The organism is Rickettsia tillamookensis (assembly GCF_016743795.2).
Classification (GTDB): domain Bacteria; phylum Pseudomonadota; class Alphaproteobacteria; order Rickettsiales; family Rickettsiaceae; genus Rickettsia; species Rickettsia tillamookensis.
The window spans coordinates 1,220,812-1,238,644 of the sequence record NZ_CP060138.2 but is presented as its reverse complement, the minus strand read 5'-3'; the positions used below and the strand labels follow the sequence as shown (position 1 = coordinate 1,238,644).

Genomic DNA, 17,833 nt, shown 5'->3' with positions numbered 1-17,833 from the left:
CAAAAATACTACTTTTAGTATTGAAAATCTATTTAAAATACACTAAAAGTATCAAAAAATATATTAATAGAAAATCCATTATGAATGAAATAACAGCAAATACTACTGATTTAATAAAAGATATTAGTGTTCTTATTGATAATGCTAAAGTACGAGTTGCCATTAAAGTTAATTCTGAAATGACGATGTTATATTGGAATATCGGCAAAAGAATTCAGGAAGAAATACTTAAAAGTACTAGAGCTGAGTATGGGCAGGAAGTTATAAAGATGTTAGCTAAAGATCTTTTATCTTTATATGGGCGAGGATTTTCTCGTACAGCATTGATACGAATGAACCAATTTTATCAATCTTTTCAGAATCAACAAATTAGTGCGACAGTGTCGCACCAATTAAGTTGGAGTCATATCGTTGAGTTATTGCCTTTAAAAGAACAGAATCAAAGAGTTTTTTATGCTTATATGTCTATACAAGAAAATTGGAGTGTTAGGAAGTTGCGTAGCAATATCGATAAAATGCTATATGAAAGAACTAAGTTATCGCAGAAACCTAACAACGAACAAGTATTATCATTATTAAAAATGAATTCTCAGTTAGAGCCTGATTTAATCCTTAAAGACCCGTACATACTTGATTTCTTAGAACTTCCGGATGAACATTATGAAAGTGATTTAGAAAATGCAATATTGCAGCAAATCGAACAATTTATTTTAGAACTCGGCATTGGCTTTTCCTTTGTAGCAAGGCAAAAGCGTATGACTATAGATAATGAACATTTTTATTTAGATTTACTGTTTTTTAATAGAAAATTAAAAAGATTAGTAGCAGTTGAATTAAAAACAGGCAAGTTTAAAGCAGAATATAAAGGTCAAATGGAGTTATATTTAAATTGGCTAAAGAAGAATGAATGTTTTGAAGCTGAAAATTCCCTGATAGGTATTATTCTCTGTTCCGAAAAATCAGATGCTCAAGTAGAACTTTTAGAAATGTCAGCAAGTGGTATTCACGTTGCACGTTATTGGACAGAATTACCGCCTATAGAGATTTTTCAGAGAAAAATCGGTGAAATAGTATTACAGACAAAAAAAATATATGAAAATAAAAATTTTCGTACGTAGCTTAGGCTGTATGAAAGTAAATTAATTTACCTATATTTCAGGTCTTTTTGGCTGCAAATTATAAGATTTTTTTGAAATATGAATAACTATTCCTACAAAAATCTTATTAATTTTCGTTTAAAAACCTATTTAATTATTAATTAAAATAAGATTGTGAACAGGCTCTTACCAATTAAAGTATAAACTTGAGAAAGAAAAATCAAATTTTATTTATGTTATTGTGCTTATAAGATTAAATCTTGACTTCCATACTAGGTGATGCTTAGATGTTAAATTTACTTAGTGTTATAAATTTAAAAGCTAATTAAATTACTTGTTAACAGTCCCATAGTTCCCGAAAAAGATAGATTTAGTAAAGCCCTTGATTAAATAGCTTATCATATATGATATCACAATTCTCACAAACTGAATATATCACTAAAGATAATTCATTATCTCAATCTTATAAATTTAGATGGCATATTTTAATTATTTTAAGCATTTGCTTACTTTTAGTATCTATGGATGCTACAATTTTGCATGCTGTTATGCCTACTATAATACTTGATTTAAAACCATCTAATTTACAACAATTATGGATAATCAATGCATATGCCTTAGTATTATCAGGTCTTTTAATTACCGCAGGTGCATTAGGAGATAGATTTGGTCGTAAAAGATTATTACTTTGGGGGCTTTTAGTTTTTTCTATCGCTTCAATGTTAGTTTATGTATTTGATAGCTCATGGGGATTAGTATTATGTCGTGCTTTACTTGGGTTAGGAGGATCAATGATTATGCCTTCCACTTTATCAATATTGCGTAACATTTTTACTAATACACATGAACGTATGATTGCAATATCCGTGTGGGGAATAATGGCAACCGTAGGAGCAGCTATAGGACCCGTACTAGGAGGAGTATTGGTTGAGCTTTTAAGTTGGCAATTTGCATTTTTTATAAACGCACCTATTGCATTAGTAATTATTGCTTTTGGCATAGTTTGGATTCCTGAATCATCTAATCCTAGTAATGAACCATGGGATTGGATAGGAGTATTTCAATCATTTTTTGGGATGGCAGCTTTAGTTCAAGGCATTAAGATGTTGGCTAAATACGGTATTATGAATCTAGCATCCGGTGGAATGCTATTAATTGGCATTGTATTACTAATAATATTTACCTTACGCCAACTTAAAAGTGATGATCCGTTAGTAGATATGCGTTTATTCTTAATTAGCAATTTTAGTATAGGAGTGATAGTTTATTTGCTGATTACTTGTGTCTTAGGATCCATAATGTATCTGATGTCCTTATGGTTACAGTTTATCAAAGGGTTAAGTCCTTTGTATGCAGGTCTTTATATGTTGCCTGCAGCAATTTTTGCTTTAATTGCCTCTGTAGTTATGCCATATTTACTCACACGATTTACTGCACGTATAATAATATTTAAATATTTAGCGGGCTTATCTTTACTACTATATCATTGATTTTACCTAGTATATTAGACTATAGAGATTTACTATCGAATACTATATATCTTGGATTGCTCGGTATAGGAAGTAGTCTATGTCTCTCTACCACCGTAACAGTTATGATGAATGCAGTGCCGGCAGAGAGATCCGGAGGTGCAGCAGCACTACAAGAAACAGCATATGAATTAGGTAATGTATTAGGTATAGCTGTTATTGTGAGTATTACGTCTTTTATATATAGTAACAATCTAGTAATCCCTAATGGTGTTTCTGTATCAATGGCAGAAATAGCTCGTGACTCAATCGGTGAAGGAATAATTATTGCTCAACAATTACCGCCTTCATTTGCTCACGAATTAATTAAGGAGGTTAATATTGCTTTTATAAATGCATTTAATATAGTAGGTATTATTTTAGGAATAATCATGCTAATATTGGCGGGTATGGTTATGTATATTCTTCCTCCTTTTAAAGCATCTACCTCTCTACATTAATATGATGAAACGGATATAGAAACTTTACAGTTTTGCACTATAAATTATCTTAGTGCTTATTTTTGTAGTAGGTAGTTAATAAAATGGGATGATGATATTTTCAAGTATACAAACCATTAACAAATATTTCTTCTAGTTTGACTAAACGTTGTTCTATTCTTTCTATATCGCTGTTTATTAGAGGGTTTTCTAGCAAAAGCATGATCTCAGCTTTTAGAGCTTCTATTTCTTTTGCAGCAAATTCTAATGTGATTTCAGATAAGGTCTTTTTATTTTGGTTGGACATATTGACACTCCCGATTAATTAAACTTAAATTGCTCAAGTTTCAACCACCGAAGTTTAACTTTGGTGGTCGGGGAGTTAGCAAAACTGTACTAGAACAGCTACTCTAGGTTTTAAGCTTAAAGCATTACTTTAAGCTCTGAACATGCCTAAAATCTCCCCGACCGTAAGATCGAGGATTGCGTCATTTTTGGTAGACGTTACCATCTAGTATTTGAAGTTGCTACACCCCGAAATAGCGTTTTGCTATTTCAGTTAAAATTTATACCTAACTTCCTTTAAAAGTCAATTGATAAGTTATTTTATTTAAACTAATAGTTTTGTTTATATAAAAGATTTTTTATTTCTAATATTAGTTATAAAATTTATACATACGAATCTTGCTGAATTATCTACTCGTCAGTAGCAAAAACTAATAATGCAATAGGAATGGAAGAAAATAAGGTTTCAAGTAAAATGTATAGCTGAAAACACCCTAGAAAATAAAACTAGTAAAAAAGTAAGTTCAATAGAGATTATTTACCGCCTAAACTTACAGAGTAATTAGGCTATGTGAAGGAAAATTAATAAGATTTTTACAGTAATAGCTGCCCCTATTTCAAAAAAATCTTATAATTTATATCCAAAAAAAGCAAAAATAGATTAAATTGATTTTCCTTTACACAGCCTAGGCTTAATTTGAAATACTTTAAGTTTTTTAACCACCAATGAGCATAACTTTTGGTGGTCGGGGAGGTCGAAAACTGCCAAAAGTCAGCCACACTAGGTTTTAAGCTTACAGTAACCCTTAAGCTCTGGACATACCTAATATCTCCCCGACCGTGAAGTCGAGGATTACATCGGTTTTGTGAGAAATGTTCTCACTTTTGGCAGAGGTTTCGACACCCCGAAATAGCACTTTGCTACTCCAAGTATCATTTTATATATAACTTTTAAAAAGTCAATGATGGTTTGTTATGATACTAACAATGTTCTATACTCCTATGCCTGAAGAGCTAGTGATACATCGGCTAATAATGGCATTTCATGATTTTGTAACTCTTCTTCTGGAATATAAGTATATTCTCCGCTTGAGGTTTCATCAATTCCAAGTAGCGTCTCGAATATTTTCTCAAGACAGTTTTTGTGTTCTTCGGATTTAATATCCGTTTTCCTCAATTCTTTTATTAAATTTACAAAGGATTTAATAGAAATAAAAGTATCCTTTCCATTAAGAAGTTCACATATTTTATGTAATGTGTTACCTAAAGAATTTATATTAGTACATATGTTAGAGACAGAATTTAAATTTATAATTGCTTTATCTAGACCTTGTATTTTTAATTTTAATAGAGAAATATCATAATCTTGATCATGTAAATTTATCGTATCTTGATTAGTTTTGCTTAGTATTGCAAGTATATCTGTTAAATTTCCAATTTCTATAATCTCATCTAATATAGCTTGAAATTCAATTAGTGTGCTAAGATTTATATTATCCTTTTGTAACTTTATGTTTTCACCCTCTAACTTTATGTTTTCACCCTCTAACTTTATGTTTTCACCCTCTAACTCTAAATTTTTATCTTTTATATTTTTTCCCTTATACCAATCCCATCCATATTTAGCTGCAAAACCTAGACTTATTATTCCAAATACCGTAGCGGTGATATAAGCACCGGTATATCCACCGCCATTTGTGTCGTCGTGAGGTTTTTCTGTAGTGGAAGTGGTTGCCTCAGTGAAAGGTTTACTTAGTAAATCTAAAATATTTTTACCTATTTCTGTAGGGGATATATCGTCCAAAGTTACGTTAAAAGCATCTAGAATAATCTTAAGATTATCAGTAGTGAATTTAACGGGTATCTTCAATACATCAAAAGTTTTTACCCCTACTTCTTGAGCATTATCCTGAGATATGCCCAAATGATTTAGAGTATCCTGAAGAATATTAGTAAGCGTTTCGATAGATATTAACTGTTTCTTGTAGGTACTGTAGCTTTGTAAAACACTCATAGCCTCTTCTTTAGTGCATTCATTTAAACCTAAGAAATCAGCTCCGTTAGTTTCGGTAATATCGCCTTGCGAGAACATATAATCATTCGTTACTTTATAAAGCTGATCAAAAATGTTAGCCGTACCGTTTTGATGAGGTGTTATAGCTTGCTGTAAAAGTATATGTGGATTATTTTCTGCATCGGTAAAAATATTATTTATTGGAATGTCTAAGCCGCTTTTTGTTATACATTGCTTGTGTAATACTGCAAAATTATCAGGATTTTTTGAAAAAGATTCTGCAATATTCCCCCAGTTACAATCTGTATTGTTCACTAAGTAACCTTCCTCGAACTCCCCTTTAGTATTCGTCTTATATACTGATGAAAGTATAGTATTACCGAGTTTATGAATGATATATTTTACATTACCCGGTAAACTGCTTACCATTTTATTTCCAAATATAGGCATAACGCATTTAAAATTTATATTTAATATAGGTGCCATAATGTTACTCCTTTAATTTAATTAATAAAACCATAAAACGTGGTTTCTAGAGTATGTTAATGTTTTTGTCAAGATAAAGTTAAAATAAATTAATGTATGAGATGTCATTCCCGCAAAAGCGGGAATCTAGAAAAAATAATCTTGGTATTGGTACAAAATCGTATATTTGAAAAATAAACATATAAAAAACTAAGTTTTTTATATGTTTATGCTGGATTCCCGCTTTTGCGGGAATGACATAATAAATAATCTTACTTACCTATGCAGAAATTTTTAAAAATCTCGCCTAGTATTTCTTCTACGTTAATAACGCCCGTAATAGCACCAATGCAGCGTGCCGTCATTCTAATATCTTCAGTTGCTAGAACTAAATCATTATCTAAGCTAAAAGCCGTTAAATGTGAGAGAGCTTGTTTTAAATAATGACGATGACGTTGATTTGTTATATAAGGAGTTTCGGTAAAACCTGCCATATTTTCGGCAATATTTTCGATATTTTTTAATATACTTGAAAGAGCAATATTATTTTTTACTGAAACTCTTAAGCATTTATATTTATTTTCAATCGAAAATATTTGGTTCGGTTCAATTAAATCGATTTTATTAATTATTACGATAGTATTTTCATCAATTAAACCTGTAATATCTTCATTTATAGAGGAGTCCAATTTTTCGGCATCAAACATAATAATTTTAATATCCGCTGTTTTAGCCGAATTAATAGCTCTTTTTATACCTTCTTGCTCTATAATGTCACTACTTTCTTCTCTTATACCTGCCGTATCCTGTAAAATAATAGGATAGCCGCCAATGTCTAAATGCCCCTCAATTATATCTCTAGTAGTTCCCGCAATATTTGAGACAATTGCTATATCTCTCTGCATTAAAAAATTTAATAAGCTAGACTTACCGACATTCGGCGGACCGATAATTGCAAGCTTAAGACCGCTATTTAGTAGTTCTCCTCGTCTATTATCGTTAAGATAATTAGATATTTCATTTACAAGGTTTTTATGAGTGTTGTTAACGTCATTAAGAACGCTATCCGGTATATCTTCATCAGGGAAATCTATATAAGCTTCAAGCAGAGAGATAATTTTTAAAAGCTGAGTGCGCCAGTTATTATATAATTCTTCAAGCCCACCGCTTGCCTGTCTAATTGCTTGCCTATGCTGCATAATGGTTTCGGCGTTAATTAGATCGGCTATCCCTTCTGCTGCCGTTAAATCAAACTTATTGTTTAAAAAAGCTCTTTTGGTAAATTCTCCTGCTTCTGCTAAACGAATATCAGCTATATTTAACAATGCGTTAATAAGCATTATGGATATAGCTTTACTGCCGTGCGTATGAATCTCAACTACGTCTTCACCGGTAAAGCTATTAGGCGACTTAAAATAAACAACCATAGCATTATCAATTAGCTCCTTAGTTTCAGGAATTGTAATTTGTTGATAATACATGATACGTGGTTTAAAGTCCGCTCTGCCGGTAAGTAGCTGTAAAACTTCTAAGCTTTTAGGACCGGAAATCCTAAAAACCGCTACGCCTGCTTTACCGAATGCAGAGCTTTGTGCAAATATCGTTTCCATTTATTTTATACACTCTTGTTTATTAAATAATATATAATATAATAGCATAGCATATGATAGTACATAGATAGTACATGATAGCATATAATATTATTCTTGAGAAAATCATGACCCCAAAAACAACCTCTTTAAATTTTAGTCGTTTAAATTGTCAAATCCCGAATTATAAAACTAAAATTCTAGAACTTAGCAAGGAACGTGAATCAAGTTCCATATATATAGATTTTGTTCAAAAGTTCTTAAATTATATTCCGATAGATTATGATTTTGAGAATAGAGAAAAACTATTTCAAAATTTTGCAGATGAAGCCTTTAAGTTTTTTAAGCAAAGGGTAGAAAGAGCAAGAAAAATAGCAATAACAAAGACGGTTATAGAAAATGATCCGGCAATAAATGTCTTGATATTACTTGATAATAAACCGCATATTGTTGATTTTATTATATGTCTGCTTAAAAACATGAATTTGCAAACTAAGTTTTTACTCCATCCGGTAATAAATTGCGTCCGAAATAGTAAAGGAGAATTAGAAAAAATATTAGAAAATTCTGTCTCGGATAAAAAATCAGAATCGATACTACATTTAACCATTTTAGGAAATTTTGACGATAAAACTACTACATTTCTAACTGAGGCTATAAATGAAAGATTAGAAGAGTTAGAGCAAAGCTATAGCCATTTACCGCAATTACTCACAAAATTACAAGATTTATCTAAAAATATAATTGATAATGATAAATTAAATTTTGAAGAGGCTAAAGAATTCTTAAATTGGTTACAAAACGATAATTTGGTTTTATTAGGGACGCTTGATTTTGAGGTAAAATCTTTAAAATTAAGCAATGAAATAGGAGCAGCAAAAATATGGCAAGAAGTAAAAGACGAGATTGATGATATTATAAAATGTTCAGCGAGTCCTTTATATCAAAATCAATTAATAATACTCGGTAAAATAAATAGTGCCTCGCTTATCCATTCAGATAATTTAATCGACTATATCTTAGTGAAAAAATTTAGCTCTTCGGGTGAATATATTTCGGGAAGTATAATTTTCGGCATATATAATTCAAATATGTATTACCATTCAATAAGTGATATTCCAATCCTACGACAAAAATTTAATTTTGTAATTGAGAAAGCCGGTTTTGCATTATCCGGTTATAATGCCGATAAGTTAAGAATTTTAATGGAGTCGTTACCGAGAGAAGCTTTAATACAAATTGATCAAGGCGATTTATATTGTATGTGTTTACATATGCTCTCAAGTATGATGAGTAAGAAGCTTAAATTATTTATTCAATATGATTGGTCGAGTTCTTTTCTTAATATCATAATTTTTCTGCCACGAGAACGTTTAACGGCTGAAATACATAATATGATAGATTGTTATTTAGCAGAAAAATTCGGTAGTAAAATTTTATCCAACTATATAACCGAAGTAGTCGGTAATTTTTCTTATCTTTTTGTAACGCTTGAAGCACAAGGGGAACATAAAATAAATTTTGAAGCAGAAATAATACAGCAAGATTTAGATCGTATCTCTACACGTTGGAGTGAAGATTTTTATTTTAAGCTTTTTAAAAAATTCGGTGAATATCAAGCAGGTATTAATTTAAAGCTTTTTGATAATGTTTTTCCAGCAGATTATAGACAAAAATTTTCTCCGGAAATAGCTTTAATAGATATTGAATATTTAACGGAAGCAAGCAAGTCACAAGAATGTATGTTTAATCTAGTTTCTGTAAATGAAACGGAATTTTACTTAAAAATATATAGTCCAAAAGTAAAACTTGCCCTTTCTAACATATTGCCGCCAATCGAAAATTTAGGTTTTAAAGCAATTGATGAACAAACTTTTGCAATTAAGGAGGCTCTCGAAATTAAAGAAAGCTGGATATATAATTTTATTTTAACTTCTATTGTACCTGTAAAGGATAATATTACCGAATTAAAAATAAATGTTGAAGAAGCTTTAGATAAAATGGCACTTGGGATGCTTGCTAATGATTCTTTAAGTAAACTGATAGTGCTGGCCGGTTTTAATTGGAAGCAAGTTAAACTCATCAAAGCTTTAACAAGATATTTACATCAAACGGGATTTAGTTACGGTAAAGGTTATGTGCAACTAACACTACTTAAACATCCCGAATATACAAAAATGTTGGTAAATCTGTTTGATATAAAATTTAATCCTAAACATCCTGATAATAATTGTGATGTAATTCAAGATAAACTGAATAATTACTTAGTAACCGTTGAGATGAGTAGTGAAGATAAAGTACTACGTAGTATGCTTGGTATAGTTAATGCTATTACTAGAACAAATTACTATCAACCGCATAAACATGTTTTTTCATTTAAGTTTGATTCTTCAAAAGTACCTGGTTTACCTAAACCTGTTCCGTTTGCTGAAGCATTTGTTTACTCTAAGGATTTTGAAGCTGTTCATTTAAGAGGCGGTCCTGTATCACGCGGAGGACTTAGATGGTCAGATAGAGCAGAAGATTATAGGCTTGAGGTCCTTGGACTTATGAAAGCACAGATGACGAAGAATTCCGTTATTGTCCCTGTCGGCTCTAAAGGCGGTTTTTATGTTCATTTTACTGAGGAAGGGCTTACTCGTGATGAATATATGGAAAAAGTGGTAGAGTGCTATAAGAATTTCTTAAGAGGTTTATTAGACATAACTGATAATATCGTTGACGGTAAAGTACTTCATCCAAAAGACGTTATTATTTATGATAAAGAAGATCCTTATTTAGTGGTTGCTGCTGATAAAGGTACAGCCTCATTTTCAGATTATGCTAATAGCGTGGCAAGAGAATATAATTACTGGCTTGATGATGCTTTTGCTTCCGGCGGTTCTGCAGGTTATGATCATAAAAAAATGGCTATTACTTCTAAAGGAGCTTGGATTTCCGTAACTAATCACTTTAAAACTTTAGGGTTAGATGTCCAAATAGACCCTATTACCGTTGTAGGTATAGGGGATATGTCAGGAGACGTATTCGGTAACGGTATGCTAAGGTCAGAGGCTATTAAGTTAGTCGCTGCCTTTAACCATAAACATATATTTATCGATCCTACTCCTCATCCTTTAACAAGCTTTAATGAACGTTTGCGTTTATTTAATTTAAAGGGTTCTAATTGGTCTGATTATGATCCTAAACTTATTTCTAAGGGAGGCGGAGTATTTGAACGTAGTAGTAAATTAATAAAATTATCACCGGAAATTAAAAAATTACTTGATATAAATGATAATGAGTTATCACCGGAAGAATTAATTAAAGCTATTTTAAAAGTAGATGTTGATTTGTTATGGAATGGTGGAATAGGTACTTATATCAAAGCTAAAACGGAAAATAACTTAGAAATCGGTGATAAAGCAAATGATAATCTCAGATGCAACGGCGAGGAAATTAGAGCAAAGGTCATAGCAGAAGGCGGTAATGTCGGCGTATCACAGAGAGGTAGAGTTGAATATGCCAAAAAAGGCGGGCGTATAAATGCCGATTTTATTGATAACTCAGCAGGTGTTGATTGCTCTGATCATGAAGTAAATATCAAAATTGCTTTAAGTAGCGCAGTAACCTCAGGAAAAATCACTTTAGAAGAACGTAATAAACTTCTAAATGATATGACTTACCAAGTTGAAGAGTTAGTATTGCTTGATAATTATAAGCAAACCGAAGCAATAACTATTATGCAGTTATCGCCTACTTTAACCGTTAATATACTTAGTCAATTTATAGACATTTTAGAAGAAGAAAAAGTATTAGAACGGGAAAATGAATTCTTGCCTAGTGCAGAAGAATTAAATAGAAGAGCTATTAGCGGTGAGGTACTAACTCGTCCTGAGCTTTGCGTACTGCTATCATATAGTAAAAGGTCAGCGTATCACGAGTTAATTAATTCTACTTTTTCTCATGATAAATACTTTGACGCATATCTTATAGATTATTTTCCAGAAATGATGCAAAAAAAGTTTCGTGATGAAATTTTATCTCATCCTCTTAAGCATGAAATTATAAAAACTGTCGCTATAAATAAAATAATTAATCAGCTTGGAGGACCGCTTATTAGTATTGTAAAGCGTGAGATTGGAGCACCTCTGTGCGATATAATAAGGTCATATACTATTATTTGCGAAATTTTTGACCTTGACGAGATATGGGAAACGATAAGTAAGCTGCCTACTAATATTGATTACAATGTAAAAATCGATATGTTTACTGAAACAACAAAATTAATGCGCCGTGGTATTTCTTGGTTTATTAAAAATTTAAAGCATCCTATTAATATTAGCTCAACTATAGAGGAGTTTAGAATTCCTGTGCAAAATTTAAGAAAAATAGTAGGAGCTTTATTAGTCGGGAAAACTAAAATAAGATTTGAAGAAAAATTAAATTATTATACAGATAACGGAGTAGATAAATCATTTGCTGCTACTATAGCTACATTTGACAACTTAATTTCAGTATTTGACATTATATATGTAACAAAGCAAACTTCAGGGAATGATAAAGAGGTAGCAAAAGCTTATTTTGCTATAAGCGATATGTTTAGTCTTGATTGGTTACGTAAAGCTTGTGATAAGCAATTGAACGATTCATTTTGGCGACGCCTCGGTATTCAATCGCTAAAAGATGATTTATATGACAAACAACGTAGATTATTAATAAAAATAATTAATAAATGTAAAACAACTATTGATTTAGATTTATGGATTGATAATAATAATAACTTAGTTAGAAATTTTCTTGATTTTATTAAAGAAATTAAATCTCAAGAAACTATAGACTTAAATATAATTATTTTAGCAAATAAGAAATTTGAAATATTCTTACAAAAACTTGAGTAAATTATGTCGTCAATGCTTAAGCAAATTAGGTTAGATTCGGGTAAAACTTTAAATCAGGTATCTAGTGATTTAAAAATTAGAAAAAAATATTTGGTAGCTTTAGAAGAGGGTGATTTTGAGGTTTTACCGGGAGAAGTATACGTAAAAGGTTACTTAAAATTATACTTGGATTATCTTAATGTAAAAGATCGAAATGCAGAGCAGATAGAAGCTACTAAACAGAACGAAACCGAAAAATTATTAAGTAATAAAAGAGCTACGGCATTGATAAATTATAAACGTAAAAAACAATTAGTACTTATATCTATTATAATGTTATCGATTATTATTGTAAGTCATCCATTCATAATTAATGCTTAGAAGAAAATGGATAATGAAATATTAAAGAGATTAATGGAAGAAGTTGAGCATAAACTTGACGAGTTATTGCAGGCACAAACGAATAATCAAAATGAAGTTAAAAAATTACAAAACGAAAATAAAGAATTAAAAGATAATTATATAAAAATGCTAGATCAAATTAACATTTATATTAATGAACTTGAAGAAATAAAAAAACAGCAAAAATAATTATGTCAATTGTTACGGTAACATTAAATAACAAGAGCTTTCAATTATATTGTAATAATGGAGATGAGGAAGAATTACTATCTTTAGCGAATAAATTGAATGATAAAATAGCGGAAATTAAACTTGGTAGTCCCACAGCCTCTTTTGAGCTATTATTAGTTATGGCATCTCTTAATGCTCAAGCTGAAATAGCTAGTCTAACAGAAAAACTTAATAAAAACGGCTTTCAAAAAAATCATCCCGACGAAGAAAAATTCGCAGAAACCTTAACTACTATAGCAGGTTACCTAGAAAACCTTGCACGTAAAATGGGAAAGTGATATATTAGCTCTTGGCTGCTTGGTTCGTGAGCTTAATATTAACCTAGGACTACCACTAACTTTTAGGACATCGTCCCTGTCTAATACTAATTCAGTTTAGATATATGAAGTCCACCTTTACATAAAGGTCTTTGAAGGATTTTAAGTAACGGCCAAAGCGGTCATGTATACTCGTTTAATTTGAAAAATTGGCTACGTTGTCTTTTGCTGATAATCCTCACGTACTAGTATGTACGCTGCGGTTATCAGCTTCAAGACGCCTTGCTCTTTTCTAAATTAAACTTCGTCTACCTACTTTTCGTTTACTCACAGTATACCTTTAAAATGAAACAAACAAAATCAAGCAATAAAGTTCTTGGTGCTTTTTTAGGCACTATTATTGAATATTACGACTATAGTTTATATGGTTTTTCAGCGGCAATTATCGCCGATAAATTCTTTTCAGCCGGTACTGATCCGTTAACAAAGCTTGTAAATGTTTTTGCCGTTTATGCAGCAGCATATTTATCAAAACCTATGGGTGCTTATATTTTTGGACGTATAGGGGATATATACGGTCGAAAAAAAGCCTTAAGTTTTACAATTATCGGTATTGTAATACCTACCTTAATAATAGGTTTATTGCCTGATTATTCTTCGATAGGAGTTTGGAGTACGATAATTTTAGTTTTATGTCGCTTTATGCAAGGTATTTTTATTGGAGGGGAATATGACGGTGCAGCGATTTATGTTATTGAACATTTAGGAGCAAAATACCGATTTACTGCCTCGGCCATAACTAGATGTACAGGAGTAATGGGTTTATTATGCGGGATTGGTGCAACTAATTTCTTCAATTCTCATATTTTTCCGGAGTGGGGTTGGCGTATTCCGTTTTTACTAAGTTTACCGCTTGCATTAATAACTCTTTATTATCGCCGGAAATTTGATGAAACACCGGAGTTTAAAAAAGCACATCATAGCCAAGATTCTATTGAAAAACTTAGCTCTATAATTAAAAAGCAATGGAAAAATATTGCACGGTTAATATTTTTAGCCGGAGGTTTTGGAGCAACATATCAAATTGCGATCATCTTTATGAAGCAATATTTACCGATTGTGTTACCTTCAGTCGGTATTATTATGAGTTCTTTTTCAGTCTTAATAGTAATATGTTTTGCTGTTTGCATGCCGATTGCCGGCTTTATTGCCGACCGCTTAGGAGTTAATTCAGTATTAAAAATCGCATTTATATGTACTATTACAGCAAGTGTATTTTTTGTGATAGCAGTAAAATATCAAATGACTAATTTAGGGCTTGCAGCTAGCTTAATGTTAGCTGCATCAGTTGCACCTTTTAATGCTCTTGCTCATAGTATAGTTATTAAGTCTTTTGTAGTTAAAGAACGCTATCGTGTTATAAGTTTAGGACATAATATCGGTTCAATGTTAATGTCCGGTACTGCTAATTATATTTGTGCAAAAGTGATAAAATCATTTGATTTCAATCTATTCCCGATTTTATATCTTTGTATGTTTGCCATACTTGCTTATTCTATGACTATGTTGTTTAGTAAGGATACTGAAGAGTGATAAAATTAAGGCTTCAGAACGGTTTTTTCGTCATTGCGAGAAGAATTACGTAGTAATTCGACGAAGCAATCCAGTAAAAAATTCTTATTTACAGAATTTTTTTAATCTTTTTCTGGATTGCCACGTCGCTTCGCTCCTCACAATGACGATTTCGGTATTATGGTTTTATAGATTCTAAATCGCTTCATCAAATAGAAAAAACTTACCTATTTCAGGGATAATAAACTTATTTTCATCAATATTATGTTTTTTCATAGCTTGTCGGAGTTCCAAAGGAGCCGCATTAAAGGCTTCATCAGCTAATTGAAAGACATCAAAATGACTAGCTATAGAGTATTTAGAATTTAAGTCCAAATGAGTAAATACGGCTTCTTCAGGATTCATATGCACCGGTTTCATAAACCATCTTGGTTCATAAGCCCCTATAGGAATAAGGCTTATTAAAATATTATATTTTTTTCCGATCTCTTTAAAAAGAGTATCGTTATAACCCGAATCACCTATAAAACAAATATCTCCTATCTTAGTTTTAATGATAAAAGTTCCCCATAATGCTTTATTTTTATCAAATATTCCTCTAGCCGACCAATGCTGTGCCGGTTCTAAATAAATATTTTGCTCCTTATTTGATTCTCCCCATCCTAAGGTAATAATTTCTGCATTAGTAATATGTTTTTTGATTATTACGTCATTCGTTAGAGGTGTAATAATCTTAGGCTTATCTCGTACCCATAAATCTTTAATTGTTCTGATATCTAAGTGATCATAGTGATTATGACTTATTACTATAATATCTATTTTAGGTAAATCGATAATATTAATACCAGGCTTTACTACTCTCTTTGGTCCTGCAAAAGTAAAAGGACTAACCCGCTCCGACCATACCGGATCAGTTAAGATATTTAAACCATCTATTTGAATTAAAAAGGTTACATGTCCTATATAGGATATTCTTATAGTCTCATTATCAGTTATTTTTTGTGGTGGAATATCAGTGGAAGTAAGAGGAAGTAGCGTCGGCCATTTTGGTCGTTTTGAAGTTATTTTCCATTTTAGAATATCAAGTAAGGTTTTAGGTTTTATATTAGGATCAATATTGAAAAACATATTTTTATTTAGATAGACCTTCCTTTCGGTTTATTAGAGTTTTTAACTTGTTCAGCAAAAGATTTTTTTCCTTGAGTTTTTTGAACTGCCGAAGTTTCGTTAATTACTTCTGGAGATGGTTTATGCTTAAATTCTTGTATTTTATCTCGCAGTGCATGAATGGTTTCAAGATCTGATTTAGGAAACTTAGCCATAAAAGCAGGCATTTTTGGAGCGTGTGTTATTTCTACTGCTCTTTCTTTACTAATATCTCTGCCTATTACTTCATCTAATGGAACATTTTTATAATCTGCAAGAGCAACAATTGCTCCCATATCAGGCATTTTTGTACGACCATCTAGGAAATTTTTCCATGCTGTTTCATGGGTACCTATTTTTTCACTTAACTTATACGGGGTTATATTGTCTGTTTCTAATATATTCAGTACAAATTTTTTAAAATTATTTCTAATTTCTTCTGGACCATCTTTACTTGTTTCTGATATATCGTTAATCCGATTAAATCTTTCTTTTGACCTTATATCTTCGCTCATTATTTTTTCCTATAAAATTCACTCCTAAAAATTGAGAGTTAAAATAATTTTTTAAATGATAATAATTTAATTAACTTTAAAATAACTTCATAGATAGTCGCTTAGACTTATTTATTAATATATAACTAATAAATGGTAAATAGAAGATAATTATAACGAAAATAGTAAATTTAAGCTATTTAATTTACTATATTAGACATTTCAAAAAGATTATATAAATTTAAAATTGTTTTTTCTACTTCTTGATCATTTATTAATAAAGTAATTTTGATTTCTGATAATTGCATCATATTAACATTTATATTATCTTTTGCTAACTTTGATAATATCGCTTCAAGTAGTTTATAATCATTTTTAATTCCATAACCGATAATGGAAATTGTAGCAATTTCGGTATCAAAAGTAAAATCTTGTATCTGCTTATCATTTTTTAAGTTAGTAAGTAAAGCTTGTAAATTATTTTTATCAGCTAAACTGGTAATAAAACTATACTCTTCATTATGTTTTATCTCTTGCATAAACTCAATATGATTATTATTTTGCGTAATCATATTTGCAATTTGCAGAAAACTTAGCGAAACGCTCTTTATAGATATTTTCAATAAATTTTTATTAGAGGTAATACCACTAATAGCCCCGTTTTCCATATTTTTATCCTTTGAAGTAATTAACGTACCTTCTATATTCGGTGAAAATGTTGAAAGAACACGCATATCTATTTTATATCGCATTATTAACTCTACAGCTCTAGGATGTAATACTTTTGCTCCGTTTGAGGCTAGCTCTAACATTTCTGAAAAATCTATTTCTTTTATCTTCGTTGCTTTTGAAATAATTCTTGGATCGGCAGTAAATATCCCCTCTACATCAGTATAAATATCACATCTATCGGCTTTCATAGCTGCAGCAATTAAGGCGGCAGTAGTATCGGAACCTCCTCTGCCCAAAGTGGTCAACCTATTGGATTTGTTAGTTCCTTGAAAACCGGCTATTATAGGGACGGTATTTAACTGTAAATATTTTTCTAGTAAATCTGTAGTAATTGATTCTACTAAAGCTTTACTATGATTATTATCGGTGAGAATCGGTAATTGCCAAGCTAGAAATGATCGAGCTTTTATGTTTTCTTCTTGAAGAGCGAGTGCTAGTAATGAAGCAGTGACTATTTCACCGCTAGAAAGTGCTACATCATATTCTGCAAATTGAGAAATGTTGTTAAGGCTTGATACTTCATTACATAATGTGACAAGTTGATTAGTAACACCTGCCATAGCCGAAACTACTATAATTACTTGGTTATTTTTAGCTATTTCGGCTTTTATGATAGGAACGATTTTTTTTATTCTATCAATATTTGCAACGGAAGTACCACCGAACTTTTGAATTATTAAGGCCATAACTAAAGGAAGCCTATAGAATATTATGTTATATAATTAACTTTCCGTTTGCTGTC

General features: G+C 31.1%; 14 protein-coding genes and 1 other RNA gene. 9 read left to right on the top strand and 6 right to left on the bottom strand.

The features are described 5' to 3' along the window. Positions 1 to 80 precede the first annotated feature (80 nt). The 3 genes from H6P87_RS06205 (at position 81) to H6P87_RS06195 (ending at position 3,066) form a co-directional block, all read left to right on the top strand. Positions 81 to 1,118: a PDDEXK nuclease domain-containing protein gene (locus H6P87_RS06205; RefSeq protein WP_202069259.1), complete on the top strand. Its 1,038-nt coding sequence runs from the start codon at positions 81 to 83 to the stop codon at positions 1,116 to 1,118. Positions 1,119 to 1,501: 383 nt separating this feature from the next. Beyond that, positions 1,502 to 2,587, top strand: coding sequence for an MFS transporter (locus H6P87_RS06200; protein WP_202069252.1), 1,086 nt, complete (start codon positions 1,502 to 1,504; stop codon positions 2,585 to 2,587). Then, positions 2,584 to 3,066, top strand: a complete 483-nt coding sequence (locus H6P87_RS06195) for an MFS transporter (RefSeq protein WP_246437859.1) — start codon at positions 2,584 to 2,586, stop codon at positions 3,064 to 3,066. The genes H6P87_RS06200 and H6P87_RS06195 overlap by 4 nt, the downstream gene beginning before the upstream one ends. 100 nt (positions 3,067 to 3,166) lie before the next feature. Here H6P87_RS06195 and H6P87_RS06190 read toward each other — a convergent pair whose 3' ends face one another. From H6P87_RS06190 to mnmE, 3 genes are all read right to left on the bottom strand, one after another. Continuing rightward, positions 3,167 to 3,352, bottom strand: a complete 186-nt coding sequence (locus H6P87_RS06190; protein WP_202069250.1) for a hypothetical protein — start codon at positions 3,350 to 3,352, stop codon at positions 3,167 to 3,169. Positions 3,353 to 4,330: 978 nt separating this feature from the next. Next, a complete protein-coding gene (locus tag H6P87_RS06185; protein ID WP_202069249.1) occupies positions 4,331 to 5,830 on the bottom strand; it encodes a DUF5460 family protein in 1,500 nt (499 codons plus the stop codon). Positions 5,831 to 6,081: 251 nt separating this feature from the next. Further along, positions 6,082 to 7,419, bottom strand: coding sequence for a tRNA uridine-5-carboxymethylaminomethyl(34) synthesis GTPase MnmE (gene mnmE, locus H6P87_RS06180; RefSeq protein ID WP_202069247.1), 1,338 nt, complete (start codon positions 7,417 to 7,419; stop codon positions 6,082 to 6,084). 107 nt (positions 7,420 to 7,526) lie between these two features. Here mnmE and H6P87_RS06175 point away from each other — a divergent pair, with 107 nt between their 5' ends. The 6 genes from H6P87_RS06175 to H6P87_RS06150 all read left to right on the top strand — a co-directional run bounded on the left by H6P87_RS06175 (position 7,527) and on the right by H6P87_RS06150 (position 14,740). Next, positions 7,527 to 12,278: an NAD-glutamate dehydrogenase gene (locus tag H6P87_RS06175; RefSeq protein WP_202069245.1), complete on the top strand. Its 4,752-nt coding sequence runs from the start codon at positions 7,527 to 7,529 to the stop codon at positions 12,276 to 12,278. 3 nt (positions 12,279 to 12,281) lie between these two features. Then, the gene (locus H6P87_RS06170; protein ID WP_202069243.1) at positions 12,282 to 12,638 is read left to right on the top strand and encodes a helix-turn-helix domain-containing protein; all 357 of its coding nucleotides are present in this window, start codon (positions 12,282 to 12,284) and stop codon (positions 12,636 to 12,638) included. Between the two features lie 6 nt (positions 12,639 to 12,644). After that, positions 12,645 to 12,848 (top strand): RP576a family tick cell line-upregulated protein, encoded by a 204-nt coding sequence (locus H6P87_RS06165; protein ID WP_202069241.1) that lies wholly within the window; start codon positions 12,645 to 12,647, stop codon positions 12,846 to 12,848. A gap of 2 nt (positions 12,849 to 12,850) precedes the next feature. Then, positions 12,851 to 13,168 (top strand): cell division protein ZapA, encoded by a 318-nt coding sequence (locus H6P87_RS06160; RefSeq protein ID WP_040256352.1) that lies wholly within the window; start codon positions 12,851 to 12,853, stop codon positions 13,166 to 13,168. 9 nt (positions 13,169 to 13,177) lie between these two features. Next, positions 13,178 to 13,336: non-coding RNA, 6S RNA (gene ssrS, locus H6P87_RS06155), on the top strand. A gap of 156 nt (positions 13,337 to 13,492) precedes the next feature. Further along, complete coding sequence (locus H6P87_RS06150; protein WP_202069239.1) at positions 13,493 to 14,740, top strand: MFS transporter; 1,248 nt, start codon at positions 13,493 to 13,495, stop codon at positions 14,738 to 14,740. Between the two features lie 174 nt (positions 14,741 to 14,914). Here H6P87_RS06150 and H6P87_RS06145 read toward each other — a convergent pair whose 3' ends face one another. The 3 genes from H6P87_RS06145 to H6P87_RS06135 all read right to left on the bottom strand — a co-directional run bounded on the left by H6P87_RS06145 (position 14,915) and on the right by H6P87_RS06135 (position 17,777). Next, positions 14,915 to 15,847, bottom strand: coding sequence for an MBL fold metallo-hydrolase (locus tag H6P87_RS06145; RefSeq protein WP_246437857.1), 933 nt, complete (start codon positions 15,845 to 15,847; stop codon positions 14,915 to 14,917). Positions 15,848 to 15,855: 8 nt separating this feature from the next. Next, positions 15,856 to 16,380: a helix-turn-helix domain-containing protein gene (locus H6P87_RS06140; protein ID WP_202069237.1), complete on the bottom strand. Its 525-nt coding sequence runs from the start codon at positions 16,378 to 16,380 to the stop codon at positions 15,856 to 15,858. A 179-nt stretch (positions 16,381 to 16,559) separates the two neighbouring features. After that, positions 16,560 to 17,777 carry an aspartate kinase gene (locus H6P87_RS06135; RefSeq protein WP_202069235.1) on the bottom strand — a complete coding sequence of 406 codons (1,218 nt, stop codon included), beginning with the start codon at positions 17,775 to 17,777 and terminating at the stop codon, positions 16,560 to 16,562. Positions 17,778 to 17,833: the final 56 nt, after the last annotated feature.